This is a genomic window from Rhodococcus sp. WS1 (genome assembly GCF_003797745.1).
In the GTDB taxonomy this organism is placed as follows: Bacteria; Actinomycetota; Actinomycetes; order Mycobacteriales; family Mycobacteriaceae; genus Rhodococcus_F; species Rhodococcus_F erythropolis.
The window spans coordinates 1,553,206-1,576,935 of the sequence record NZ_RKLZ01000002.1 but is presented as its reverse complement, the minus strand read 5'-3'; the positions used below and the strand labels follow the sequence as shown (position 1 = coordinate 1,576,935).

Below are 23,730 nucleotides of genomic sequence, written 5' to 3'. Positions count from 1 at the left end.
GTGTCATAGGAACCGCGTGCGGCCGTGCGTCTCGAACTCCTTCTCCAGGTCCACCACGTCAGCTTCGGTCATCAACGTGTATTCGGGAGTACCGCGGCCCACCCAGTGGAACACTGGTTCGTCCGTCCGCCAGCGGTCGGCTTGAAGTTCACGTTTGAGCACCTTGTTGGAGCCCGTGACGGGCAGATCAGTCGAAACACGAACAAATCGCGGCGCTGCCTTGGTACCCAAATCCGCCTGCGCGGCAAGGTAGGCAGCGAACTCGGCCGGATCGAAATCGGCAAAGTCGGCGACCTCGACAGCTGCCATCACCTGATCGCCCGAACGCGGATCCGGTACCGCGAAGACACCCGTGGCAATCACTTTGGGGTGCCGACGCAGGATGTGCTCGATCATCAAAGCCGAGGTGTTCTCACCGTCGACGCGGATCCAGTCACCCTTACGTCCGGCGAAGTAGATGAACCCGGCCTCGTCGACGTAGCCGAGATCGCCTGTCCAGTACCAACCGTGGCGAATCTTCTCGGCAATTGCGTCTTCGTTCTTGTAGTACCCCTCGAATTTCTTCGATCCGGCCTTGTCGACCATCTCGCCGATGGATTCGTCGGGGTTCAGCACGTGACCGTGCTCGTCGAGAATTGCGCGGGGTCGCTCTTCGCGGGTATCGGGATCGACGATGACGATGTTCTCGCTCGCGGGACGGCCAAGCGCGCCGGCAGGTTGGTTCGGATCGAGCACGACCGAACCGGCACCTTCACTCGAACCGTATCCCTCGAAAAGCTGTGCACCGAAACGTCGGATGAACTCTGCCTTGTCCCCCGGCGACGCCTCGGTCCCGAAGCCGTGCGTGAGGGTGTTCTCGATGTCGTCGGGCAGTTCCGGCGTCGCCATGAGATACCCCAAGGCCTTACCGACGTAGGTGAAATATGTTGCGCCGTAGAACCGAACGTCCGGCATGAATCCCGAGGCGGTGAACTTACGAACGAGGCAGACCGTAGCTCCCTGCGAAAGGGCCGGCGCCCACAGAGCCATCAACGCGTTGCCGTGGAAGAGCGGCATGCAGCAGTAGCAGACGTCGTCGCGGTCGATGTCGTACTTGGCGCAGTTCGCGTAGGCCAACCGCGTCAGACGCCCCTGGCTGCACCGCACCGCCTTGGACATTCCGGTGGTGCCCGAGGTGAAGAGAAGCAAGAACAGCGTCGACGCGTCGACGCCGAGGTCGATCTGAGGCGACTCGACCTGGTGAGCGGAAATCTTGTCCGGGTATGACGCGTCGTCGACCAGAACAAAACGATCTTCGGTCAGTCCGAGGTCAAGGCCGGACAACTTCTCGTAGCCCGCTTTGTCGGTGACGATCAGCTGGCAGTCGACGTACCGAACCTCAGCCTCGAGCTCGGCTCCACGCCTGGTCGGATTGATGCCGACGATCGTGGCTCCGGTCAGGGCCGCGCCGCCGAGCCAGAACAGGAACTCGGGATCGTTCTCCAGAAGTACTCCGATGTGAAACGGTCCAGGCGCGCGAAGCGACTTCGCAAGCGAGCCGCGCGCTGCGCTCTCGCGCACCACCTCGTCCCAGCTCCAGTCCTGCGTCCGCGTCCGCAGACCCAGGTGCTGATCACCGAGACGGTCGATCAACATCTGCGCGACGTCCTCGCGCTGAGGAGCTGCAAGAGCTGCATTCGAAGATGCTTCGGTGGCGGTGTTCGTCATCGTGTCCTGTGTCCTAGTCGATATCGGAATGTCGATTACTCCAACTGCGATACGACTCGAACGTATCGACGCCTCAAAGCCGGAACCGTCCCAGTCTCGCTCAGTGGTAACCGCCGCCACAGATATGATTTTCTCGTGAGATTTTGTGACGTGAAAAGCGCCACAATACGAAAGGCCATTCCATGACTGCCCCCGCAGATCCGCAGTTGCTTCTGGACCAGGCGGTCTCACGCCTCACCGGTCCAGGTGGGCCATTCGAGATCGTCGAAGAAGAGGTTCTCGGCACCATAATGCCCGTGATGAAGAACCGTGGTCACGCCATCGGTGAACTCATCTCGGCATCTCGCGCCTGGGGCGACGGCGACTATCTCGTCACCAGCGATCGTCGAATCTCGTTCACCGAGCACGCCGATTCCGTCGCCGCGCTGGCAACTGCTCTGCGGGACAAGTACGGAGTCCGCAAGGGCGACCGTGTGGGCATCCTCGCTGCCAACACTCCCGAATGGGTCATGACGTTCTTCGCGACGCAGGCGCTCGGCGCGATCGCTGTCGGTCTCAACGGTTGGTGGGTTCCGCGCGAGGTCACCCACGGGATCGAGCTCTCACGTCCGAAGGTTCTGGTCGTGGACGCCAAGCGCGGCGCCGCCCTCCCCGAACTGCCGGCAGACATCACGGTCCTCACCATGGAAGAGGATCTGCCCGCACTCATCGCGGAATATGCAGGCTCCGACGTGCCGAGCACCGACATCGACGAGGACGACCCCGCCGTCATCCTGTTCACCAGCGGTACCAGTGGCCGCCCCAAGGGCGCACTCCACTCGCACCGCAACGTGATGGCCGTCGTCGACTACCACAAATACAGCGACGCGATCGGCGCTGCATTCACCGGCCGTGAGTACGACGCTTCCAAGCCGAGCCCACTGCGTTATCTACTCACCTCCCCGCTCTTCCACATCGCCAGCCTGCACAATCTGGTGGTCCCCCGTCTCGCGACAGGCAGCGCCGTCATCCTGACCGAGGGCGGCTTCGACGTCGACAAGGTGCTCGGGTTGGTCGAACGCGAGCGCGTCACCAACTGGGGTGCTGTCCCCACGATGGCATCGCGGCTACTCGAACACGGCAACATCGCCAAGTACGACGTCTCTTCGTTGACTGCATTCTCGCTGGCATCCGCGCCGTCGTCGCCCGCGTTCAAGGAACGCCTCAAGGAGCAGGTGCCGTTCGCGCGCAATGCTCTGGTCGACAGCTACGGCCTCACCGAATGCAGCACCGCCATTGCGGTCGCCGTCGGCGCCGAACTCGAAGAGTTCCCAGGCACTCTCGGACGTCCGATCATCACCGTCTCGATGGAGATTCGTGATCCCTTCGGCGAGTGGCTGCCGGACGGCATCGAAGGTGAAGTGTGCGTGCGCAGCCCGTTCGTCATGCTCGGATACTGGGAGAACGACGAGGCGACCGAGTCTGCAATTGCACCTGGACGCTGGCTCCGCACCGGCGATTTCGGCGTCATCGAGAACGGACGTCTCCGTCTCACCGGTCGTCGTTCCGACCTGATCCTGCGTGGTGGCGAGAACGTCTACCCCACCGAGATCGAGCAGACGCTCGACGAACACCCCGACGTGATCGAGTGCGCTGTCATCGGCATGCCGCACCCCGACCTCGGCCAGGAAGTGTCCGCCGTGGTTGTACTGCGTCCCGGGGCTGCCACCACGGAGGCGGAGCTGCGCGACTATGCCGCCGAGCGACTTTCCTACTTCAAGGTGCCGTCGAAGTGGCGCATCACCAGCGATCTGTTGCCTCGCAACGCAACCGGCAAGATGGTTCGGCGCGAGATCACCGTATGACCGCGGAGCTGTCACGGATCGTCGCCGAGTCTGCGATCCGTGACCTGCTCTGTGAGTACACGCATCTGATCGATCAGGGCAGATTGCGTGAAGTCGCTGCATTGTTCGCCCAGTCCGACTACGGGCAGTGCGGACCGGACGGGGTTGCCACCACTCTCATTTCGTCCGACGCCGACGCAGTGTTCGCAGCCTGCAGCGGCTTCATTCGGATGTACGGAGATCCGCCGGTTCCACGCACCAAACATCTGCTGACCAACACGCGAATCTCGGTCGACGGTGAATCAGCGACGGCGCTCTCGTACGTAACGGTCATACAAGGTACCGAAGATCTTGCCCTGCAACCTATTTTGTCGGGGCGCTACTTCGATCGCTTCACGTGCATCGACGGGTCGTGGCAGTTCAGCTCGAGGCTCTTCTGTTTGGACAACATGGGCGACATGTCCGCTCATGCCAAGCGGGCACTGTAGAGGAACGACTGTGGAAATCGGTGTCAACGTTTTGGGTCTCGAGGCCCTGTTCGACGGCAAGGTCCGCCCGGTCTTGGACTTCGCCGCGGGTGCAGACCGTGCCGGGATCGATTTGATCTGCACCGGCGACCACCTCGGCTTCAATGCCGACGCTCACGCTCAGCGGGTAGTCGAACACAACTTCCTGTTCCCGTTGGACCACCCTTGGTACGAACCGATTTCATTTCTGTCTTCGATCGCCGCGGTGACGGAACGAGCTCGCCTCGGAGTATCGGTTCTGATCGCCACTGTTCGCCCGGCGGCCCTGCTTGCAAAGCAGGTTGCCACTCTCGACTCATTGTCCGAAGGTCGAACTGTCATGGGTTTCGGCGTTGGATGGCAAGAAGCTGAATACACCGCCACCAACATGCCTTTCGACGCGCGATTCGGGCGCATGGAGGAGACCGTCGCAGCCTGCCGCGAACTGTGGACCAATGCACCGGCCACCTTCAAGGGGCGCGACTTCGCTTTCGAGAACTACCACAGCCTCCCGCTGCCGATCCAACCCCGAATACCGGTGCTCTTCGGTTTCGGACCAAGCCGGCGGAACTTCGACCGCATCGCACGCGTCGCAGACGGCTGGACCGTGAACCCGACCGATCTGGGAACGTTCACCGACAGTGTTGCACTGTTGCGCAACACGTTCGAAGCCCACCAACGTGACCCGGAGTCGGCGCGCGTGCAAGTGTCTGCGGCGCCGGTTCGACGCGACAACGGGTCCGTCGACCTCTCGGCAACCGCAGACAAGGCCCGGGACTGGTTCGCCCGCGGCGCGTCCGTCGTCGTTCTCCGACCCGCCGTATTCGATTGCGCTGCCGAAGAACTACCAGAACTACTCGACTGGATGACCAGCATCAAGGAGGCGTGACATGGACCGGGCACTGCAAGATCTCATCGACAAGCAGGCAATCCGTGAGGTGGTTCTGACGTACTGCCGTGGCATCGACCGCCTCGACTTCGATCTCGTCCGCAGCGCCTACCACCCGGATGCGATCGACCATCACACCGGATTCGACGGCAACATCGACGAGTACATCGCCTGGGTGACACCAAAACTCTCGGCGATCGGCGGCACGATGCATCACATCGGCAACCATCTGGTCGAACTGCACGGCGACCACGCGATCAGCGAGGCGTATTCGATGTCCACACACTGGGGTGGGCCCGAAGGCATCGGGATGATCAACTTCACCAGCGGTGCGCGATTCATCGACCACATGGAGCGTCGCAACGGTCGCTGGGCGATCAAGGAGCGATGGGCCGTACGAGAGTGGACTCGCTCGGACGAGGGCCGCTTCGTCAACCCCGAAGGGCCTGGTCCGCGTGGGCGTCGTGACGCCTCGGATCCTCTGAGCGCACTACGACAGGCCTTGGAAATTCGCTGAGAATCAGAAAACTCGGACTATTCCGACTGATTTGAGAATTCAGTTCATATCGAACACACATTCGAATAGAATGGATGCATGTTCAACCCGACAACAGAGCTCTTCGGTATCTCAGCGCAGCTGACCGGTACCGAAACTGATTGTGCGCTGGTTGATCTCATGACAGACCTGCACGCATGTGAGGCGATGCTGGTCGAACGCAAGCTCGCTGTGATTGCCGAGTTCTTTTCGCGGCGAAGCTCAGAGCATGCCGCCAGTGGTGCGTGGTCGTCGACCGCACACGAGTTGGCTGAATCGGAAGTCGGTGCGTCACTGACGATGGGCCGCGCGGCTGCAGGCAAGCTGATCGGGTTGGGGTTCTCGTTGAAGACTCGTTTGCATCGCACTCGAGCGGCGATGGCGCGTGGCGAGTTGGATCTGTACCGAGTTGGTTTGATCGATTCCGCGACCGCGAACGTGAAAGACGAATTGATCGACGAGGTGGAACGACTACTGCTCGCGCAGGTTCTCGCCCCACCAGTAGCCGGCGGAACGGGCTTGACGGGAAGGCGACTGACAGCGGCGATCGATCGGATCGTGGCGATGGTGGACCCGGAAGGTATGCGAGAACGTCGACGCCGCGCTCTCACCGATCGCTTCGTCGGGGTCAGCGCTGCCGAGGACGGGATGGCAAAGATCTTGGGAAGCATTCCGGCAGAGCAGGCTCGGGCATTCGACGGCCGACTACGCGAGTTGGCAATGTCGGTATGCCGAAACGACTCTCGAACATACGAGCAGCGACGAGCCGACGCGCTCTTCGAGTTGACCAACGGATCACCGTTCTTGCCGTGCAACTGTGACCGAGATGATTGCCCGCAGGATCGTAGCGGTGGTGTTGTCGTTCGTCGGCCCGTGGTTCACGTCGTGATGACTGATTCCACTCTGCGCGGAGGCGGCGAGCCCGCTCACCTCGACGGGTACGGGGTGATCAGCGCTGAGCATGCTCGCGACATCGCCCAAGACGCCGTAATTCGAAACGTCCGAGTACCCGCTGATGCCGCCACCGAACCGGTGCTTGCTTCGGCGTACGTCTACCGGCCGGGTTCAGTTCTCGATACCTGGTTGCGGATCATCGCGGGCAGCTGCCAATGGCTGCATTGTGATGTCCCGGCCTGGAATTCCGATCTGGACCACAATGAACCGTTCCATCATGGCGACCCCGAACGCGGCGGCAAGACAGTCGAATCGAATATGAGTGCGTTCTGCCGCAACCACCATCGCCTCAAGCATTCCGACCGGTGGCAATTCGCGTCGAACCAGGATCGGACCATGTCGCTGACATCGCCGACTGGGCATTGCTACCGAACACGCCCCGCAGGGTTGATGGCCGGGCCGCACGGCCCGATGCCGCCGCAGTGCGGTCGAGATCGGCGGACCCAGGCGGAGAACAAGGCCGCCCGTATCCAGTCCGAACGCAATCGTCAACGCCGACGGATACAGAAACGAGCTGAGGAGCACGTTCAATGCAAGCGGCGGAAATCACCGCGAGCCCACCGAGAACCCATCGACTACGGGGACGACCCGCCACCGTTCTGAGATACCGAGCGGCGTCGAGGCGCGTCGACGTGTCGCAGGGTCAGGTCGACGTGTCGCAGGGTCAGTCCGAGGCCGGCTTGGTGTCGTCATTTCCCGCTGACGGATCGTCTCCAGCAACCGGGTCCGGATCGTCTTCACCAAACGGATCGATGGTGTCGACACCTTCGAGGACGGTCAGCTCTTCTTCAACCTCGGCCAGGAGGCCCTTGGCTTCAGCTTCGAACTTCTTCTCCCAATCGGACATACCGAGCCTCTTCTCTTCCGAAGCGAGTTCCCGCTGTATCTGAACTCAGACTACGTCGCCGGCGACGAGTTTCGCCGTCCCCTCGAGTCAGTACTCATGACCGAGTACTCATGATTCACGACGGACGGAGCCCCCATGCCCGGACAGTTGGAAGGCAAAACCGCACTGATCACCGGAGCCGCCCGAGGTCAGGGCCGAAGCCATGCCGTGCGATTGGCGCAGGAGGGTGCCGACATCATTGCACTCGACATCTGCCGCCAGATCGAATCGGTGGCCTACCCGATGGGTACCGCCGAGGATTTGAGGCAGACAGCGGCAATGATCGAGGCTCTCGGGCGAAATGTCGTCGCGCGAAAAGTCGACGTTCGCGATTTACCCGCGCTGGGAGCCGCAGTGCCCGAAGGTATCGCAGTGTTGGGCAGCCTCGACATCGTCCTGGCCAACGCCGGTATCGGCATGATGTCCCCGGACATCGACGATGCCCGCGCCTTCCGCGACCAGATGGAGGTCAATCTTTTCGGCGTCTGGAATACCGTCCAGGCCGCAGCGCCCGCGATGATCGAGCAAGGGACAGGCGGCGCAATAGTCCTGACCGGATCAACACTGGGACTTGTCGGCCGCGGAGGTGATGGAACCGGCGGATCCGACGGCTACTGCGCGAGTAAACACGCCATCGTCGGGCTGGGGCGCACGTGGGCGCACTGGCTTGCTCCCCACAACATTCGTGTCAACTCCGTGCATCCGGCGGGAGCGAATACACCGATGGTCGTCAACGATGCCGTCGCGAAACTGTTCGCAGACTCCCCCGCATCGAGCGGAGCCGACGTCGGCAATCTCTTGGACGTCGGGCTGATCGAAGCTTCCGACGTCAGCAACGCGATAGCCTGGTTGGTCTCGGATCAGGCTCGATACGTCACAGGTATCGCGTTGCCGGTCGATGCGGGATTCACGGCCAAATAGACGCCTGTTTCTCGAGCCGAATTACTGCCGATCAGTCGACGGTCGGCGCCCACTGCACACCGTTGATGTGCCCACCACCGTCGACGAAGAGAGTGTTGCCGGTGACGTAACGGCTGTCGTCGCTCGCCAGGAAGGCCGCAACGGGGCCGATGTCGTCGAGGGGATCGCCGATCCGCCCCATCGGGTTCTGTGCGGCCATCACTGCCGCGTTTTCCGGATTGGCTTCGGCGACACGCTTGTACGCCGCACTCTGCGCACCGGGACAGATGACGTTGCAGTTCACGTGCTTGGGAGCCCACTCGCGGGCAGCAGTGCGAGTCAATGTTCGCAATGCTTCCTTGGCCGCGTTGTACTGGACCGAGTACATGTGAGCATTCACGCCGTTGAGGCTGCACATGTTGATCACGCGGCCGGTGCCGTGACGCTCGAGTTCTGGCAACGCAGCCTGCATGGCCCAGAAAGCGGCCATCACTGCCATGTCGAAACCGCCACGCAATTGCTCGTCGGTCATCTTCTCGAGCCGAGCGAAACCGAAAGTCCGCCAAGCATTGTTGACCAGGATGTCGAGGCGTCCGAACCGCTCGACGGACTTGTCGACCATGGCAACAACCTGAGCTTTGTCAGTGACGTCGGTCCGGACGAATTCCGCCTCCGCGCCCCATTCGTCCCGCAACCACTGGGTGGTTTCGAGGCCCGCTGCCTCGTCGATCTCGGCAACCAACACCGACGCGCCTTCACGCGCGAACGCGCCTGCCACTCCACGCCCGATGCCCATACCGGCACCGGTGACCACTGCTACACGTCCGTCGAGCTTGCCCACTGGGCCCTCCTTCGTCAGAACCCCTACCTGGGGCGCGGCACGGTCTTGTCGATGAACAATCCCTCTACCGACACACACAATTCGCCGTCCGCAGTCTTGATCTCACCGACGGTGTGAATCTTGCGGCCGTCCTTGGAAAGGAATTTGCCGCTGATCGTGAGGGGCTCGAACAGTGGAGTCGGGCGATGGTACCGAGTGCTCAATTGTGCTGTCATGCCGGAAGTTCCACCCCAGGCGTTCGCGACGCCAAGAACGTGATCGAGCAGCAGCGCCGAAACACCGCCGTGTACATGGCCGGGAGGGCCCTGGTACGGCAGAGTCAACGTGACCACTCCCTGCACCGACCCGTCAGCGAGCCCTTCCAGAACCAGCGGCGGCGCAATGGCATTCTCGGGGCCGGTCACCGGATCGTGACGAGTCACGCCCTCACCGTTCCACATGTCGATCAAGCGCTCGGCCACCTCGGGCGAGTGCTGCTCGAGGTGCTCGGCAATGCTGTTGAGCTCCTCCGCAACCCGATCCAGATTGGCGTTTCCGCGGTCGGTGCGCAGCATCGCGTCGACAACGCGACGCGCTGCTGCCGTGGCCCGGTCGACCGGGGCGTCCTGCGGCGGCGACGTCAAAATCGTGCCGCCCGGGTGTGTGGCTGCCGTGGGGTGCGTGCCGAGGTCCATCAGTTGATCTCCATTGTTGCGTGTGTGAGAACCGGGGAGTTCTCGCGCTCGGGGCACGTCGCTGCCAAGGTCAGTGTGTTGCCGTCCTGCCAAACCGAGGTGGTGATGGATTCGCCGGGGAACAGCGAACCGGCAAACCGCACCGAATAGTTCTTCACCCGCGTCGGATCTCCGTCGAGAATTCCGTCGACCACCGCCTTGCAGACGATGCCGTACGACGCCAGACCGTGCAGAATCGGAGCGTCGAATCCCGCCATCTTCGCGAAGGAGGGATCAGCGTGCAGCGGGTTCATGTCTCCACTGAGTCGGTACACCAGAGCTTGTGAGGGACTCGTGCTCGACGTCAGGACCTTGTCGGGCGCCCGGTCAGGCACCCCGGCAACCACTTCGGGACCGGCGCTGCCGCCGAAGCCACCTTCGCCGCGGGCCCAGATCTGCATTCCGGTGGTCCACAACGGATTCCCGTCAAGGTCCTCGGCCGCCGTCTCGAGCACGATGACGGCAGCCTTGCCCTTGTCCCACACGTCAGCGATGCGAGTGGAAATACGAGCAGCACCCGTCGACGGGATCGGCGCGTGAAGTGTCAGCGACTGCCCACCGTGCAGAATCTTGCGCAGGTAGATGTCGATTCCCGGCATACTCATCGACGCTGCGGGCAGTACACCCGCCGAAACTCCCTGGCCTGCAACCATTGCAAAGGTCGGGAGCACTTTCAGACCCTTTTCGTACACCCAGGTGAGCTCGGCGGGATCCAGAGCGTTCACGCCGGCGCCGAGCCCCAACTGGTAGAGCATGACGTCGCGGTCGGTCCACGACGCTTCGCGCACAGTCGGTTCGGCGGACAATGCCACCTCGAGATCGATAGCCATCAGTTCTCCAAAGTTCCGGCTCGGTAGACGGTCACGACGCACGCGCCGCCCAGTCCGAGGTTGTGCTGCAATCCGATTCGTGCGCCTTCGACCTGGCGAGCGTCTGCGGTCCCGCGAAGCTGCCACGTCAGTTCGGCGCACTGTGCCAGCCCGGTGGCACCCAGCGGGTGGCCCTTCGAGATCAGACCGCCAGACGGGTTGACGACCCACTGGCCGCCGTACGTAGTGGCACCGGATTCGACGAGCTTTCCGCCTTCACCGGCGCCACACATTCCGAGACCTTCGTAGGTGATGATCTCGTTGATCGCGAAGCAGTCGTGCAGTTCGATGACATCGACGTCGTCGATGCTGATGCCGGCTTCGGCAAAGACCTGCTCGGCGGCCGCAGCCGTCATCGGCGCGCCGACTACGTCGATCATCGACTTCTCGGCAAACGCTGCCGAGGTGTCGGTGGTCATGGCCTGAGCGACGATCTCGATCGCACGGTCCTCGAGTCCGTGCTCACGGACGAACTTCTCACTCACGACGACGGCAGCACCGGCACCGTCCGAAGTCGGTGAACACTGCGAGCGCGTCAGCGGCTCGTGAATCATCTTGTCGCCGAGCACCTGTTCGAGGGTGTACTCGTCACGGAACTGCGCATACGGATTGTTGACCGAGTGCTTGTGGTTCTTGACCGCCACGGCCGCAATCTGCTCGACCGTGGTGCCGTACTTCTTCATGTGCTCGACGGCGGCATTACCGAACAACTGAGCGGTCATGGGCGATCGGGCGAAGCCGTAGTCCTCGACCATGATCTTCAGCTGCGAGTCCAAAGTGGTGACCTTGGGCATCTCACCGGTTCCGGTCAGCGCCGTTTTGGTCATCTTTTCGAAGCCGACGGCCAGTGCGCAGTCCGCTTGTCCGGCCTGTACCCACTCGCGCGCCATCATCAGTGCCGTCGAGCCGGTGGCGCAGTTATTGTTGACGTTGAAGATCGGGATACCGGACAGACCCGTTTCGTACAAGGCACGCTGGCCTGCTGTCGACGCGTTGAACACGTAACCGACTGCAGCACGCTGGATCTGGTCGTAGCTGATCCCGGCATCGGTGAGTGCATTCGAGACGGCTTCGGTCACCATGTCCGGGTATTCCCAGTCGCGGGTCTCGATCTTCTCGAACTTGGTCATGCCCACGCCGATGACGAAGGTGCGATTGCTCATGTGCAGGTCACTTTCCCGGTTCGGGGTCGCGAGGCAGACCCAGGATTCGCTCACCGATGATGTTGAGCTGAACATTGGTTGTACCACCCGCGATGGACATGCACTGCGAGTTCAAGAACATCTGGGTTGCAGACATCCGATGCTGGTCGCCCAGAAGTGAACTCGGCCCGGCCCACTCCATTGCCACATCCCAGACCTGCTGGATGTGCTCGACACCGATCAACTTCGCCACCGAGGATTCGGCCCCCGGCTGCGCGCCGGTGAGCGAGCGCAGCGTGGTGCGCAGACCGAGCAGACCGCCGGACTGCGCGTCGCACAGCACCTTTCCGAGCACCGTCAGCTGCTCGTCGTCGATGCCACCGGGTAGTCCGTCGACCAGACTCAGAAGAGCCTCACCACCCGATCCGAGAGACGAGTCGTTGGACAGCGAGACACGCTCGTTGGCCAGTGTGGTGCGAGCGAGCTTCCAGCCGTCGCCCGGCTCGCCGACCAGGCACTCGTCGGGGACGAAGACGTCGTCGAAGAAGACTTCGTTGAACAGTGCTTCACCGGTGATCTCGCGAAGCGGGCGAATGTCGAGGCCGCTGTTCTTGATGTCGATCAGGAAGTAGGACAGGCCCTTGTGCTTGGGGGCGTCGGCGTCGGTGCGCGCGAGGCAGATTCCCCAGTGCGCGTCGCGTGCCATCGATGTCCACACCTTCTGGCCTTGCAACTTCCAGCCACCGTCGACCTTGGTGGCCTTTGTACTCAGCGCGGCGAGGTCGGAACCTGCGCCGGGCTCGGAGAAGAGCTGACACCAGACGATGTCGCCGCGCAGTGACGGCGGGACGAACTTGGCGAGCTGCTCTTCGTTGCCGTGCGCGATGAGCGTCGGGATGACCCAGTTGCCGATGATCATGTCGTGCGGCTTGATCTTCGCAGCGCGCAGTTCTTCGGCGATGACCAGCTGACTGACGGCATCGGCGGATTTGCCCCACGGAGCCGTGAAGTGCGGTGCGGTGTAGCCCTTTTCCGCGAGGTACGTCTTCTGCGCGGCACCTTCGAGTTCGAGAGCCGGAGCGAGCTCGGCGCGGACGTCGGCGCGGATCGCCTCGGCCTCGGGCGGCAACTCGATGCTGAGCACGCGACGGATGCCGGCAATGGTCAGCTCGGCAACGCGACGACGCCAGGATGCCGTGGAACCCAGCAGAATTCGCAGGGACTGCGCGCGGCGCAGGTACAGGTGCGCGTCGTGCTCCCACGTGTAGCCGATTCCGCCGAGCACCTGGATGCAGTCACGCGTGACGGAGAAGCCTGCTTCGAGGGCCGTGGCTCCGGCGACGGCTGCTGCGAGAGAAGCCTCTTCGGCACCGACGCCGTTGGCGGGCGTCAATGCGCGCGCAGCGTCCCACGCGCAGACGCGCGCCTGCTCGGCAAGAGCGAGCATCCGAGCGGCCTTGTGCTTGACGCCCTGGAACTGGCCGATCGGGCGACCGAACTGCTGACGCACCTTCGCGTAGTCGGCCGAGGTCGTGACGGCCCAGTCGGCCAAGCCTGATGCCTCGGCGGCGAACAGTGTTGCGGCAATGTCGAGTACACGCTGCGTATCGATGGTGAGGATCTCGGAATCGGCGAGGATCAGACCGTCGACGGTGACCTCGGAGTTACGACGTACGACGTCGTAACTGGCCAAGTCCGTGACCTCGAGGCGGTCACGTCCGAGCAGAACGAATCCGCTGTCCGTCGCGAGGAGGAACACGTCGCCGACATGGCCACCGAGAATCTGGCTGGACGTTCCACTGAGGGTGGCGGTGTCGCCGTCGCGGGCGATCTTCAGCGAACCCGGCTGCAGTGCAACGGCTCCGAGTGTGCTGCCGTCGACCAGTCCGGCCAGCGGAGCGGTGACTCCGGCGTCGCTGAGAACGGCGCTGACCACGACTGTCGGCAGGAACGTGCCGGGAACCATGGAGCGCCCGAGTTCCTCGACGACGATCGCGAGCTCGACCAATCCGTATCCAGCGCCGCCGAATTCCTCGGCCACGTGTAGTCCGAGAAGTCCCTGCTCGGCAAGCCCGCTCCAGAGTTGGGGGCGAGTTTCGACCTTCGCCTCGACCGCTTCACGGATAGCGGTGGGTGTTGCGTGACGTGCCGCCCAGCCCCGTACGGAGTCGCGGAGGTCACGATCTTCTTCACTCAATCCAATGGTCATGTCTACCTCGTCAATTCGACAGTTTGAGTACGGGTCAGATGCGTTCGATGATGGTGGCGGTAGAGAGAGCGCCACCGGCGCACATCGTGACCAGCCCCGTGGACTTGTTCGAGCGCTCGAGTTCGTGCAGCGCGGTCGTGATCAGACGAGCGCCGGTCGAACCGACGGGATGCCCGAGTGCGATCGCACCGCCGTTGACGTTGACCTTGGACAGATCTGCGTCGTGAACCTGCGCCCAGGAGAGCACTACCGAGGCGAACGCTTCGTTGATTTCGACGAGATCGATGTCGTTCAGAGTCATTCCGGCCTTGTCGAGCACCATCTGAGTGGACTCGATCGGTCCGTCCAGGTGATAGAAGGGATCGGATCCGACCATGCCGGACGCGACGATCCGCGCGCGGGGCTTCAATCCCAGTTCCTGTGCGCGCTCTTCGCTCATCAGCAGTACCGCAGCCGCGCCGTCACTGATCTGCGACGAGTTGCCGGCGGTGTGGATATGGCCTTCGATGACCGGCTTGAGTCCGGCCAGCGCCTCGGCTGTCGTCTCGCGCAGGCCACCGTCGCGCGTGACAGTGGCGATCTCACCGGTCGGCACACCTTCCTTGGTGACGACGGGAGCCTTGACTGGCACGATCTCACGGTCGAAGCGGCCTTCGGCCCAAGCCTGGGCTGCGCGGCGCTGCGATTCCAGGCCGAAGGCGTCGACGTCGGCGCGTGTGATGCCACGCTTCTCGGCGATACGCTGCGCAGAGGTGAACTGGTCACCCATGTCGATGGTCCAGTCGTCCGGGTACGGGTTTCCCGTACCGGGCGCGTTTGCCTGGCCCAGGAACACACGGCTCATCGCCTCGACGCCGCAGCCGATACCGGCTGAGATCTGACCCGAGGAAATCAGGCCGGAAATCAAATGCACTGCCTGCTGGGCAGATCCACAGGCGCAGTCGATGGTGGTTGCCGCTGTGCTGTACGGCAATCCGGCGTGCAGCCACGCTTGCCGCGTGACGTTGTTGGACTGCTCACCTGCCTGGGTGACACAGCCACCGATGATCTGCCCGATGTCTTCCGGTGCGACGCCTGCTCGTTCGAGAACGCCGAGTTGCGCTGCTCCCAGAATCTCGGCGGGGTGCAGCCCCGCCAGGGCGCCGCGACGACGGCCGATCGGTGTCCGAGCGGCCTCGACGATGACTGCATGACCCATGATGTGCGCTCCTTCGTGGAGTTTTCGGTCGGTGAGCTGACTCACCGTCAACTTTTCTGCAATGTATTCTATTGTTGATGTCAGGGCAATGCCGGAATGAACGTCATCTTTGAACCAAGCCTGACTCAAATAATAGAATTGATTTCAATTTTGAGGATACGACGAACCCACCCCGAGAAGGGGCGAGGTCACGTCAGTGTCGTGAGAGATTCACCAGAAGCAGGTCGCACCCCTTGCGGATGTCGTACTCCGCATCCGGGATGGAAATTCGACCGTTGAGGCACGATTGGATGACCCCGAACCACAGCTGCATCAGCAGACGCAACCCGGTGTTGTCTTCCTCGGTCGGGTTCTCGATCCCGGCCGCATCGAGGATGATCTGCCGGAAGCCGCGATCGATCTTGCCCACGTCCGGCACCGTCGCGACGTTGGCGGTACTGGACGACTGCAGCATCGCAGTCGAAAGGGCCGGCCGACGCAGTAACCCGCGAGTCGCGCGCACCAGGACCTCGTACACGGCGTCCTGCGGATTGGCCGACTGCACCTGATGCTTGGCAAAACTGTCGCCGATCTGATCGATCTGCTCGACCATCACAGCGACGAAGAGGTGCGTCTTCGAAGGGAAATAACGGTAGAGAGTGCCGATGGCCACGCCTGCCCGCTTGGCAACTTCGTGCATCTGAACCCGTGAGAGTTCTTTCTCGGTCCCCAATTCGGCGGCCGCTTCCAGCATCCGCACATGGCGCGCCCGCTGCTCGTCCGAACTGGGCTCAGCAGCGTCCCTGACCTCGGCAATTCTCGGCAACGTCGCCCCCATCATCGATTATGTGTCCCGGCCGCGAACGACCGCGCTAATTCTCTCACCTGGACCACCCATCTCGGCATATTGCCCGCTCAGTGGGACCTGGCATGGCCTTCCAGTGCCGTGCGGTATTCCGTGGACACCCCACCCTCTTGGAGTAAGGACGCAATGATGCAGGACTGGACCAGCGAGTGCGACGTGTTGGTAGTCGGCTCCGGCGGCGGAGCGCTGACCGGCGCATATACCGCCGCTGCTCAGGGATTGACGACGATCGTCCTCGAGAAAACCGATCGTTTCGGCGGGACCTCCGCCTACTCGGGTGCCTCGATCTGGCTCCCAGGTACCCAGGTGCAGGAACGCGCCGGACTTCCCGACTCGACCGAGAATGCCCGCACCTATCTGCGCGCGTTGCTCGGTGACGCCGAGTCCGAGCGCCAGGACGCCTACGTCGAGACTGCTCCCGCTGTCGTCGCTCTACTCGAGCAGAACCCGAACATCGAATTCGAGTTCCGTGCGTTCCCCGACTACTACAAAGCCGAAGGCCGGATGGACACGGGACGCTCCATCAACCCTCTCGATCTCGATCCCGCCGACATCGGTGACCTCGCCGGCAAGGTGCGTCCGGAACTGGACCAAGACCGCACCGGTCAGGATCATGCTCCCGGCCCGATGATCGGTGGGCGCGCACTGATCGGCCGTCTGCTGGCCGCAGTTCAGAGCACCGGCAAGGCAGAACTTCGCACGGAATCCGTCCTCACCTCCCTGATCGTGGAAGACGGCCGGGTTGTCGGCGCCGAGGTCGAATCCGGCGGCGAAACCCAGCGAATCAAGGCGAACCGCGGTGTCCTGATGGCAGCAGGCGGCATCGAAGGCAACGCCGAGATGCGTGAGCAGGCAGGCACCCCCGGCAAGGCGATCTGGAGTATGGGTCCCTTCGGCGCCAACACCGGCGACGCGATCTCTGCCGGTATTGCTGTCGGCGGCGCAACAGCCTTGCTCGATCAGGCGTGGTTCTGCCCCGGCGTCGAGCAGTCCGACGGCAGCGCCGCCTTCATGGTCGGCGTTCGCGGTGGGCTCGTCGTCGACAGCGCCGGTGAGCGCTACCTCAACGAATCGCTTCCGTACGACCAGTTCGGACGAGCCATGGATGCTCACGACGACAACGGTTCTGCCGTGCCGTCGTTCATGATCTTCGACTCGCGCGAGGATGGCGGACTGCCCGCCATCTGCATCCCGAACACGGCGCCCGCCAAGCACCTCGAAGCCGGAACGTGGGTCGGTGCCGACACTCTCGAAGAACTCGCTGCCAAGACCGGACTACCGGCCGACGCATTGCGCAGCACTGTCGAAAAGTTCAACGATGCCGCAAAACTGGGCGTCGACGAAGAGTTCCATCGCGGCGAAGACCCGTACGACGCGTTCTTCTGCCCACCCAACGGCGGCGCGAATGCGGCACTGACGGCCATCGAGAACGGTCCGTTCTACGCGGCCCGCATCGTCCTCAGTGACCTCGGCACCAAGGGCGGATTGGTCACCGACGTCAACGGCCGAGTCCTGCGTGCTGACGGCAGCGCCATCGACGGCCTGTACGCCGCAGGCAACACGAGCGCGTCACTGAGCGGCCGCTTCTACCCCGGCCCCGGAGTTCCACTCGGAACGGCCATGGTCTTCTCGTACCGAGCAGCTCAGGACATGGCGAAGTAACCAGCACAACGAGGTCGTGGGGCAGGCAATGTCAGAATCACCTGCCCCACACTCTTTCGCACGGCGACGCGATTTTGTATCACTCCAGGTCGATACCCGGCAAACCGTCCACACTCTTCGCGTTCTTCTCGGCGCGATAGGCGATGAGCCGCTCCGGACCCCTCTTCTCCGCTACGCGGTCGAGCACGTCACGATCGGATTGGTAGTCCATCAGCGGTACTGCGTATCCGCACGAATCCGAAATGCGCGTCAGATCGACCACGACGATCGACCGCAGTCCCGGGTGCTCGGGGAACCTACCGACAAGCTCGTTGAACGGTTCCGACCCTGCGGGCAGAACTTGTCCGTGACCGTGCAGTCGAACGATCTTCGGTGGTCCGTCAAATGCCATGAACATCAGGGTTATTCGCGAGTTCTCGCGCACGTGCGCGATGGTTTCCACACCGCTGCCAGTGAGATCGAGGTACGCCACGCGGGTGGATGTCAGCACCACGAACGATCCGACTCCCCCTTTGGGTGAGCAATTGATCAACCCGTCAGGAGACAAAGGTGCGGTAGCAACGACGAACAGCGGTTGGGCCTGCAACCACGTGGTGAGCTTTTCATCGATGCCTTCGTAGACGCGCCCCATGTCGAGAGTGTAGTTCGCGCCGACTGGACGTCACGGGGCAGACGCTGCGGCGGCTCGAATCTCCTCACACATCGCTGCGTAGGCGCGGTCGTCGGCGGGATCCGCCGGCACTGCCAGTGCAATGCCGTCGCAGAGACTCGCGTATTTCGAACTCAGCACCCCGGGGAGTTCGGCGTAGGTGCATTGCGTGACCAAGATGTCGAGAACATCGTCCGTGAGCACAGCTGGTAGTCGAGCCCAATCACCCGTTCGTGCCATCGCAGTCAGCTTCTCGCCGATCCCCGCCAAGCCGAGAACCTCGAGCGCGGTTCGATATGCCGGTGTGGAGTAGAGAAAGGCAAGTTCACTGCGCACCGCTTCTCGTTGAGCAAGTATCGCGGCACGATCTTTGCCGGCGATCGTCTTCGGAACGGCAATCAGCCGCGGCTTCCTTCCGCCGGCCGTCAATGATGGAATGATCCTCTCCGCGAGCACCTTCGGATGGGAGCTGGTGGGGTGAGCAACAAAGCCGTCGGCGACGGCTCCTGCCAGTGAGCACATGCGGGAGTTCACTCCCCCGGTCCAGATCTCGGGAGCTGGAACGTCGAGCGGCCCCGGATTGAAGTAGGGCTGCAGTCGGTTGAAGGTGTAGTGCGAGCCGGCATAGTCGAGTTCGCCGCCCGTCTGGAACGCTTGAAATATCTCCCTTACAGCACTGACGTAATCGCGCAGTTGTGCAACAGGATTGGTCCACGGCATCGAGTACCGCCCGACGATGTTCCCGCGCACCTGCGTTGCGAGCCCCAGTTGAAATCGCCCACCCGAGAAACCTGCAAGATCCCAGGCAGCCAAAGCCGTCACCATGGGACTGCGCGCAAACGCGACAACCATCGACGTCCGGACAGTGAGAGTACTGCTGTGCTCGACGGCCAGTGCCGCCACGGCAAAGGGGTCGCGAATGGTCTCGGAGATGTGCACCGTGTCGAAACCGAGGTTCTCGATGCGTTCGACGTGCTGAGCCACCTGCCGCAGCGGAGTGTCGGCAGGTAGCGAGGTCACCAATTCCATGTCAGCCCAAAGGCTCCAGACGAATCGACAGCAGCTTTCCTTCTGTTGCCACCTTGCGAGCGTGTTCGTTGAAGTCCGGGGCGGCACAGACGAACAGCGTACGACCGTCGGAACCGCCGAGCCCGCAAGCGAAGACGCCGCTGTCGAAGGCAATTTCATCGATTATCTTGCCAGACGGGTCGACGTGGAGAATTCGACTTCCGAGTGCGTCGGCCACCCACATCGAATCGTCTCCGTCGATGCAACATCCGTCGGGCGCAACGACGATCTCAGCGAGGGTGGTCTCCATCTCGGGTCCACCAGGTACCGGCCCGAACGACGCCCAATCACGGCGTTCGCCCAGAGAGCCGTCGGGCTGGACGGCAAACGCACTGATTCGATTTCCCAGCGTTTCGTCCACGAGCAGATCTCCGGTCGACGCCAGAGCCATCCCGTTGGGGAAGTGGAGATCTCGCGCCACGACGTGCACCGATCCGTCCGGGTCGACGCGGAGGAGATCTGCCGTCTCGACGGGGGCCAGGTTCATCAGGTCGAACCCGAAGTTGCCCACGTACGCTCGTCCCTGCGCGTCGACCAGCATGTCGTTGACGTTGGCACTCACGTACCCGGACAAGTCTGCGTGCACCACCAAATCGCCATCGGATTCTCGCCGCAGAATCTTCTGGTCCCGCATGGAGACGACCAGTAATCTGCCGTCCGGAAGCCACCCCAACCCGGACGGCTGCCCTGGAATCTCCGCCTCGACGCGAACGTCGGTCCCGTCCTCACGGGCCGAAATCACCTGGTAGGTATAGAAGTCCGACACCCAGATTCGGTCCTCGTGCCAGCGCGGGCATTCGAAGTAGGTATATCCCTCGAGAACTACCGCAACCTCTGGTGCCATCAGGCTCTCCCACGTCGGTGATTGAATGGTGTGTTCACTCCATTCAATCACCGGTGCCCCGGTGCCGGTGTCCGATTCCCGACTACTCGCCGCGGTATACCTTGTCCAGCACGTCGAACGCGGATTCCCACCCGTCGTAGACGTTGCCGTCGCCCTTGAAACCTGGGATCCCGACCAGATGGAATGTCATCTCGGTCTTGTCTCCCCGATCTGCGAGCGTGACCGTGATTCGAGGAGCGGTGTCCACCGAATCTCCCGGATCCCCCCAGGTGAAGACTAGCTTCTTCGGCTCGTCGACCTCGAGATAGGTTCCACCGGTGGGAAACTCGGCACCATTCTCGTCGTTGATCATCAGGTAGCGGTACGTTCCGCCAACTCTGGGGTCGATCGTGACGTGCTCCCGAGGGCTGCTGACACCCTCAGGGTGCCACCACCGCGCCGCCTCGTCGGGATCGGTCCACGCTTGCCAGACAAGGTCACGCGGCGCATCGAAGATCCGGGTGATGGTGAATTCTGCGGTGGCATCGGCATTCTGGTCACTCATTGTCCTTCTCCTTCTTCGGTCGACGTTGCTTCAGCTCACGTAGACGCTCGTCGAGGAGGTCGAAGCGTTCGTTCCAACCGCGCCGGTGTTCGTCGACCCATGCGCTGGCGTCGTCGAGCCCCTCTGCGCGAAGGGTGCAGGTGCGCCATTGCGCGGTGGCGGTTCGTTCGATGAGACCGGCTCGCTCGAGCACCTTCAGATGCTGCGAGATGGCGGGCAGACTCATCTCGAACGGCTCGGCCAGCTCACCGACGGTCATCGAACCATCCGTCAGGCGAGAGAGCATTTCACGCCTCGTCGGGTCGGCCAGTGCGCTGAACACTGCATCGAGTCGACCACTTCGCTCGTCCATGTAAGCAACTCCTTAATTAAGGAATAACTTAAACATAGAACTCACGATCCTAAGCGTCAACCCCTTCAACTCCATGTGTATCGAAGCCTCTCGACGGTTGTCGCCTCGTCCATCTGGGAGAACGTCTCCTGCTCAGCTCCCTTCACGGACACCATCGCTTCGATGATCGACTCCCCGAAGATTTCCCTCGCCACCGAGGAGGAGTTGAACTTCTGCACGATCTCGCCGAGATCGGTGGGGACTCGGGTCACCCCGCGCTCATCACGTTCCGCCTCTGTGAGAGTCGACGGATTCACCACGATTTCAGGCGGCAATGGCGCGGCATTGTCAATACCGATCTGCGAAAGACCGAGTACCGCAGCGGTGGCCAGATACGGATTGGCCGATGGATCGATGATCTTGACTTCGACGTTGGCGCCGTGTGGATTCGACGGTGACTCCGCGCAGAACCTCAGTGCCGCTTCCCGGTTCTCGAGCCCCCAACAGACGTAGGCCCCCGACCAATTGTCCGGACGCAGCCTGAGGCCGGAGAGCGGCGAGGAAGCAAAGACGGCCGTGAATTCCGTGAGGTGAGAAAGGATTCCACCCAAAGCTGATGATCCTTCGTCTGTCATCCCGTAGTCCTGACCACCACCGGAGAAGACGGGCCGCCCACCTGAGATCAACGAAAAGTGCTGGTGTGCACCGTTCCCGGCACCTCCGATCGTAGGTATCGGTGAAAACGATGCCGCCAATCCATGGGCTCTGGCAGTGCGGCTGATCAAGATCCGGGCCAGCACCACAAGATCGGCCGCTTGAACAGGAGCGCTCGGAGCGATGGAGATCTCGAATTGATCCGGTCCGTACTCCGCATGAACTTGCTCGATATGAAGTTGTGCGCGTTCGGCATTGCGCAGAAGGTCCTTGAGGAAGTCCTCGCGGCGAAGGACTGCACCTAACCCGTACGCCGACCACGCTCCGTCGCACGCATCACCGAAAAGAGTGAATTCGATCTCGTGACCCACGCGAGCTTCCAGTCCGTCGGCAGCAAGCCGCGCCACGACGGCAGTGAGTGCGGACCGAGTGCACACGGCAGCCGTCGAACCGTCTTGCTCGTACAAAGTGGCCGGCGCCCACGACACGCCCCCGCCGAGATCGCGGAGGTCGGAGCGGTCGATACGCAACCGGAGATCACCCACGACGGAAAAGGAATCGGTGAAGGCAATCCGATCGTCGCTGCAGAAAACATTCCAACTCGGCGAGACCCCCGCACCGACTTCCTCGAAGACACCGCTTCGGCCTGCCGGCATCACTTTCGCCCGCGCGACACCCGCCATGTCCACGATCGAGCCGATAGTCAGCGCCGGAACTTCCCTCATCCAGAGGCAAATACCCCACTCGGCGGCGCGCCAACCGGTCAGATCAGGTTGTCCTCCACCGGCAGTCCGAACGCCGCCCGGCCGTACAGCGCCAACGCGCGCTCGGGTTCGTTGGCAACGTGAACGCTGCCCGCATGAACGTCTCGCCACGCACGCTCGATCGGGTTTCCGCGAGAGAGGGAGTTCCCGCCTGCCGTCTTGAACAGCATGTCGATCGCCTCCACCGAACGTTCCGTCGCGCGAACCTGATCACGACGCGCGCGCAGCCTCATCGAGAGCGGAAGCTCCTTGCCGGCGACAGCAAGTTCGTACATCTCCCGGATATTGCGATCCATCTGCAGAATCGCGGCATCGATCTCCGACGACGCACGCGCGACGGCAACCTGAGCGAACTGGTCCTCACTGAACCGTCCACCACCCAAGCTCAGACGGACCCGCTCACGCATCACGTCCAGGTACCCCTCGTAACAACCGGCGACGATGCCCACACACGGAGCCGCGACCGTCGAGGTGAAGATACTCCCGAACGGAAGCTTGTACAGCGGACCAGGATTGACTGCTTGGCCTGGGCCGCGAAGTTGTGCGGTCTCGTAGTTGCGCTTCAATCGGTGCTCGGGCACAAAGGCCTTGTCGACCACGATCTCGTTGCTCGCGGTGCCGCGCATCCCCACGACATCCCAGACATCTCGGATCTCGTAATCCGTACGCGGCACCAACACCGTCATGAAATCGACCGGCCGGCCGTCCATCCCGACCACCATCGCGCCCAGCAATGCCCAACTCGCGTGATCACAGCCGGAAGAGAAGCCCCACTGGCCCGACAGTTCGTAACCACCGTCCACCGCCGTCAGTCGACCGACCGGCGCGTACGCGGACGAGATGAGCGTCGTCTGATCCTCTCCCCACACGTCGGCCTGTGCCTGGTCGTCGAAAAGCGCCAGATGCCACGGGTGCACTCCCACCACCGACGCGACCCAACCGGTCGAACCACAGGCAGCGGAGATTGCCCTGACCACTTCGTAGAAGTGGACCGGGTCGCTCTCGGCGCCCCCATATCTCTTCGGCGCCAGCATGGAGAAGACGCCGGCTTCGGAAAGCTCCCGGATGGTCCGTTCGGAGATCTTGCGCGAATCGTCGACCTTCTGAGCGCGGGCCGCGATCTTCGGAAGCAGATCACGGACTGAGCTCAGAACCTTGTTGACCATGGAAGACACTCCTCGCACCGAACCGTGAGGGA

At 62.5% G+C, this 23,730-nt stretch carries 23 protein-coding genes; 7 read left to right on the top strand and 16 right to left on the bottom strand.

The window, feature by feature from the left end; all coding sequences use genetic code 11:
- Positions 1 to 3: 3 nt before the first annotated feature.
- Positions 4 to 1,635, bottom strand: a complete 1,632-nt coding sequence (locus EEB12_RS20010) for an AMP-binding protein (RefSeq protein WP_030245657.1) — start codon at positions 1,633 to 1,635, stop codon at positions 4 to 6.
- 254 nt (positions 1,636 to 1,889) lie between these two features.
- On the opposite strand from EEB12_RS20010, the gene EEB12_RS20005 reads away from it, so the two are divergent.
- The 5 genes from EEB12_RS20005 (at position 1,890) to EEB12_RS19985 (ending at position 7,017) form a co-directional block, all read left to right on the top strand.
- Positions 1,890 to 3,551, top strand: coding sequence for a class I adenylate-forming enzyme family protein (locus EEB12_RS20005; protein WP_003940339.1), 1,662 nt, complete (start codon positions 1,890 to 1,892; stop codon positions 3,549 to 3,551).
- The gene (locus EEB12_RS20000) at positions 3,548 to 4,018 is read left to right on the top strand and encodes a nuclear transport factor 2 family protein (protein ID WP_070795669.1); all 471 of its coding nucleotides are present in this window, start codon (positions 3,548 to 3,550) and stop codon (positions 4,016 to 4,018) included. The genes EEB12_RS20005 and EEB12_RS20000 overlap by 4 nt, the downstream gene beginning before the upstream one ends.
- 10 nt (positions 4,019 to 4,028) lie before the next feature.
- Entirely contained in the window at positions 4,029 to 4,925 is an 897-nt protein-coding gene (locus tag EEB12_RS19995) for a TIGR03619 family F420-dependent LLM class oxidoreductase (RefSeq protein ID WP_080909627.1), read from the top strand.
- Position 4,926: 1 nt separating this feature from the next.
- Positions 4,927 to 5,442: a nuclear transport factor 2 family protein gene (locus tag EEB12_RS19990; RefSeq protein WP_042952939.1), complete on the top strand. Its 516-nt coding sequence runs from the start codon at positions 4,927 to 4,929 to the stop codon at positions 5,440 to 5,442.
- Positions 5,443 to 5,520: 78 nt separating this feature from the next.
- Positions 5,521 to 7,017 (top strand): DUF222 domain-containing protein, encoded by a 1,497-nt coding sequence (locus tag EEB12_RS19985; RefSeq protein WP_070795668.1) that lies wholly within the window; start codon positions 5,521 to 5,523, stop codon positions 7,015 to 7,017.
- 61 nt (positions 7,018 to 7,078) lie between these two features.
- Here EEB12_RS19985 and EEB12_RS19980 read toward each other — a convergent pair whose 3' ends face one another.
- Complete coding sequence (locus EEB12_RS19980; RefSeq protein WP_019745315.1) at positions 7,079 to 7,261, bottom strand: hypothetical protein; 183 nt, start codon at positions 7,259 to 7,261, stop codon at positions 7,079 to 7,081.
- A 135-nt stretch (positions 7,262 to 7,396) separates the two neighbouring features.
- Here EEB12_RS19980 and EEB12_RS19975 point away from each other — a divergent pair, with 135 nt between their 5' ends.
- Entirely contained in the window at positions 7,397 to 8,221 is an 825-nt protein-coding gene (locus EEB12_RS19975) for a mycofactocin-coupled SDR family oxidoreductase (protein ID WP_141488373.1), read from the top strand.
- A gap of 31 nt (positions 8,222 to 8,252) precedes the next feature.
- Here the strand turns inward: EEB12_RS19975 and EEB12_RS19970 are convergent, their stop codons facing one another.
- From EEB12_RS19970 to EEB12_RS19940, 7 genes are all read right to left on the bottom strand, one after another.
- Positions 8,253 to 9,041 (bottom strand): SDR family NAD(P)-dependent oxidoreductase, encoded by a 789-nt coding sequence (locus EEB12_RS19970; protein WP_029256266.1) that lies wholly within the window; start codon positions 9,039 to 9,041, stop codon positions 8,253 to 8,255.
- Between the two features lie 23 nt (positions 9,042 to 9,064).
- Positions 9,065 to 9,715: a PaaI family thioesterase gene (locus tag EEB12_RS19965; protein WP_019745318.1), complete on the bottom strand. Its 651-nt coding sequence runs from the start codon at positions 9,713 to 9,715 to the stop codon at positions 9,065 to 9,067.
- Positions 9,715 to 10,584 carry a MaoC/PaaZ C-terminal domain-containing protein gene (locus tag EEB12_RS19960; protein ID WP_141488372.1) on the bottom strand — a complete coding sequence of 290 codons (870 nt, stop codon included), beginning with the start codon at positions 10,582 to 10,584 and terminating at the stop codon, positions 9,715 to 9,717. The genes EEB12_RS19965 and EEB12_RS19960 overlap by 1 nt, the downstream gene beginning before the upstream one ends.
- Entirely contained in the window at positions 10,584 to 11,786 is a 1,203-nt protein-coding gene (locus EEB12_RS19955; RefSeq protein ID WP_020970808.1) for a lipid-transfer protein, read from the bottom strand. Before EEB12_RS19955 ends, EEB12_RS19960 begins: the two co-directional genes overlap by 1 nt.
- 7 nt (positions 11,787 to 11,793) lie before the next feature.
- A complete protein-coding gene (locus EEB12_RS19950; protein WP_046379301.1) occupies positions 11,794 to 13,974 on the bottom strand; it encodes an acyl-CoA dehydrogenase in 2,181 nt (726 codons plus the stop codon).
- 34 nt (positions 13,975 to 14,008) lie between these two features.
- Entirely contained in the window at positions 14,009 to 15,172 is a 1,164-nt protein-coding gene (locus tag EEB12_RS19945; RefSeq protein WP_029256270.1) for a steroid 3-ketoacyl-CoA thiolase, read from the bottom strand.
- Between the two features lie 193 nt (positions 15,173 to 15,365).
- Positions 15,366 to 15,992, bottom strand: coding sequence for a TetR family transcriptional regulator (locus EEB12_RS19940; protein WP_019745323.1), 627 nt, complete (start codon positions 15,990 to 15,992; stop codon positions 15,366 to 15,368).
- 153 nt (positions 15,993 to 16,145) lie between these two features.
- Here EEB12_RS19940 and EEB12_RS19935 point away from each other — a divergent pair, with 153 nt between their 5' ends.
- A complete protein-coding gene (locus tag EEB12_RS19935; protein ID WP_181447534.1) occupies positions 16,146 to 17,678 on the top strand; it encodes an FAD-dependent oxidoreductase in 1,533 nt (510 codons plus the stop codon).
- A gap of 79 nt (positions 17,679 to 17,757) precedes the next feature.
- Here the strand turns inward: EEB12_RS19935 and EEB12_RS19930 are convergent, their stop codons facing one another.
- From EEB12_RS19930 to hsaA, 7 genes are all read right to left on the bottom strand, one after another.
- Positions 17,758 to 18,309 (bottom strand): pyridoxamine 5'-phosphate oxidase family protein, encoded by a 552-nt coding sequence (locus EEB12_RS19930; RefSeq protein WP_141488370.1) that lies wholly within the window; start codon positions 18,307 to 18,309, stop codon positions 17,758 to 17,760.
- A gap of 30 nt (positions 18,310 to 18,339) precedes the next feature.
- Entirely contained in the window at positions 18,340 to 19,356 is a 1,017-nt protein-coding gene (locus EEB12_RS19925) for a TIGR03617 family F420-dependent LLM class oxidoreductase (protein ID WP_141488369.1), read from the bottom strand.
- Position 19,357: 1 nt separating this feature from the next.
- A complete protein-coding gene (locus EEB12_RS19920) occupies positions 19,358 to 20,239 on the bottom strand; it encodes an SMP-30/gluconolactonase/LRE family protein (RefSeq protein ID WP_141488368.1) in 882 nt (293 codons plus the stop codon).
- An 82-nt stretch (positions 20,240 to 20,321) separates the two neighbouring features.
- Entirely contained in the window at positions 20,322 to 20,783 is a 462-nt protein-coding gene (locus EEB12_RS19915) for an SRPBCC domain-containing protein (protein WP_021345567.1), read from the bottom strand.
- The gene (locus tag EEB12_RS19910; RefSeq protein WP_141488367.1) at positions 20,776 to 21,135 is read right to left on the bottom strand and encodes an ArsR/SmtB family transcription factor; all 360 of its coding nucleotides are present in this window, start codon (positions 21,133 to 21,135) and stop codon (positions 20,776 to 20,778) included. Before EEB12_RS19910 ends, EEB12_RS19915 begins: the two co-directional genes overlap by 8 nt.
- A 65-nt stretch (positions 21,136 to 21,200) precedes the next feature.
- Positions 21,201 to 22,493 carry a glutamine synthetase family protein gene (locus tag EEB12_RS19905; protein WP_141488366.1) on the bottom strand — a complete coding sequence of 431 codons (1,293 nt, stop codon included), beginning with the start codon at positions 22,491 to 22,493 and terminating at the stop codon, positions 21,201 to 21,203.
- A 38-nt stretch (positions 22,494 to 22,531) separates the two neighbouring features.
- Positions 22,532 to 23,698, bottom strand: coding sequence for a 3-hydroxy-9,10-secoandrosta-1,3,5(10)-triene-9,17-dione monooxygenase oxygenase subunit (gene hsaA, locus EEB12_RS19900; protein WP_020970820.1), 1,167 nt, complete (start codon positions 23,696 to 23,698; stop codon positions 22,532 to 22,534).
- Between the last annotated feature and the right edge of the window lie 32 nt (positions 23,699 to 23,730).

Coding starts and splice junctions, on each gene's coding strand:
- EEB12_RS19955 (WP_020970808.1), bottom strand. CDS start 11,786: ATGAGCAATCGCACCTTCGTCATCGGCGTGGGCATGACCAAGTTCGAG.
- EEB12_RS19985 (WP_070795668.1), top strand. CDS start 5,521: ATGTTCAACCCGACAACAGAGCTCTTCGGTATCTCAGCGCAGCTGACC.
- EEB12_RS19990 (WP_042952939.1), top strand. CDS start 4,927: ATGGACCGGGCACTGCAAGATCTCATCGACAAGCAGGCAATCCGTGAG.
- EEB12_RS19905 (WP_141488366.1), bottom strand. CDS start 22,493: ATGAGGGAAGTTCCGGCGCTGACTATCGGCTCGATCGTGGACATGGCG.
- EEB12_RS19930 (WP_141488370.1), bottom strand. CDS start 18,309: ATGGGGCGCGTCTACGAAGGCATCGATGAAAAGCTCACCACGTGGTTG.
- EEB12_RS19975 (WP_141488373.1), top strand. CDS start 7,397: ATGCCCGGACAGTTGGAAGGCAAAACCGCACTGATCACCGGAGCCGCC.
- EEB12_RS19935 (WP_181447534.1), top strand. CDS start 16,146: ATGCAGGACTGGACCAGCGAGTGCGACGTGTTGGTAGTCGGCTCCGGC.
- EEB12_RS19925 (WP_141488369.1), bottom strand. CDS start 19,356: ATGGAATTGGTGACCTCGCTACCTGCCGACACTCCGCTGCGGCAGGTG.
- EEB12_RS19910 (WP_141488367.1), bottom strand. CDS start 21,135: ATGGACGAGCGAAGTGGTCGACTCGATGCAGTGTTCAGCGCACTGGCC.
- EEB12_RS19980 (WP_019745315.1), bottom strand. CDS start 7,261: ATGTCCGATTGGGAGAAGAAGTTCGAAGCTGAAGCCAAGGGCCTCCTG.
- EEB12_RS20000 (WP_070795669.1), top strand. CDS start 3,548: ATGACCGCGGAGCTGTCACGGATCGTCGCCGAGTCTGCGATCCGTGAC.
- EEB12_RS19950 (WP_046379301.1), bottom strand. CDS start 13,974: ATGACCATTGGATTGAGTGAAGAAGATCGTGACCTCCGCGACTCCGTA.
- EEB12_RS19915 (WP_021345567.1), bottom strand. CDS start 20,783: ATGAGTGACCAGAATGCCGATGCCACCGCAGAATTCACCATCACCCGG.
- EEB12_RS19945 (WP_029256270.1), bottom strand. CDS start 15,172: ATGGGTCATGCAGTCATCGTCGAGGCCGCTCGGACACCGATCGGCCGT.
- EEB12_RS20010 (WP_030245657.1), bottom strand. CDS start 1,635: ATGTTGATCGACCGTCTCGGTGATCAGCACCTGGGTCTGCGGACGCGG.
- EEB12_RS19965 (WP_019745318.1), bottom strand. CDS start 9,715: ATGGACCTCGGCACGCACCCCACGGCAGCCACACACCCGGGCGGCACG.
- EEB12_RS19940 (WP_019745323.1), bottom strand. CDS start 15,992: ATGATGGGGGCGACGTTGCCGAGAATTGCCGAGGTCAGGGACGCTGCT.
- EEB12_RS19920 (WP_141488368.1), bottom strand. CDS start 20,239: ATGGCACCAGAGGTTGCGGTAGTTCTCGAGGGATATACCTACTTCGAA.
- hsaA (WP_020970820.1), bottom strand. CDS start 23,698: ATGGTCAACAAGGTTCTGAGCTCAGTCCGTGATCTGCTTCCGAAGATC.
- EEB12_RS20005 (WP_003940339.1), top strand. CDS start 1,890: ATGACTGCCCCCGCAGATCCGCAGTTGCTTCTGGACCAGGCGGTCTCA.
- EEB12_RS19960 (WP_141488372.1), bottom strand. CDS start 10,584: ATGGCTATCGATCTCGAGGTGGCATTGTCCGCCGAACCGACTGTGCGC.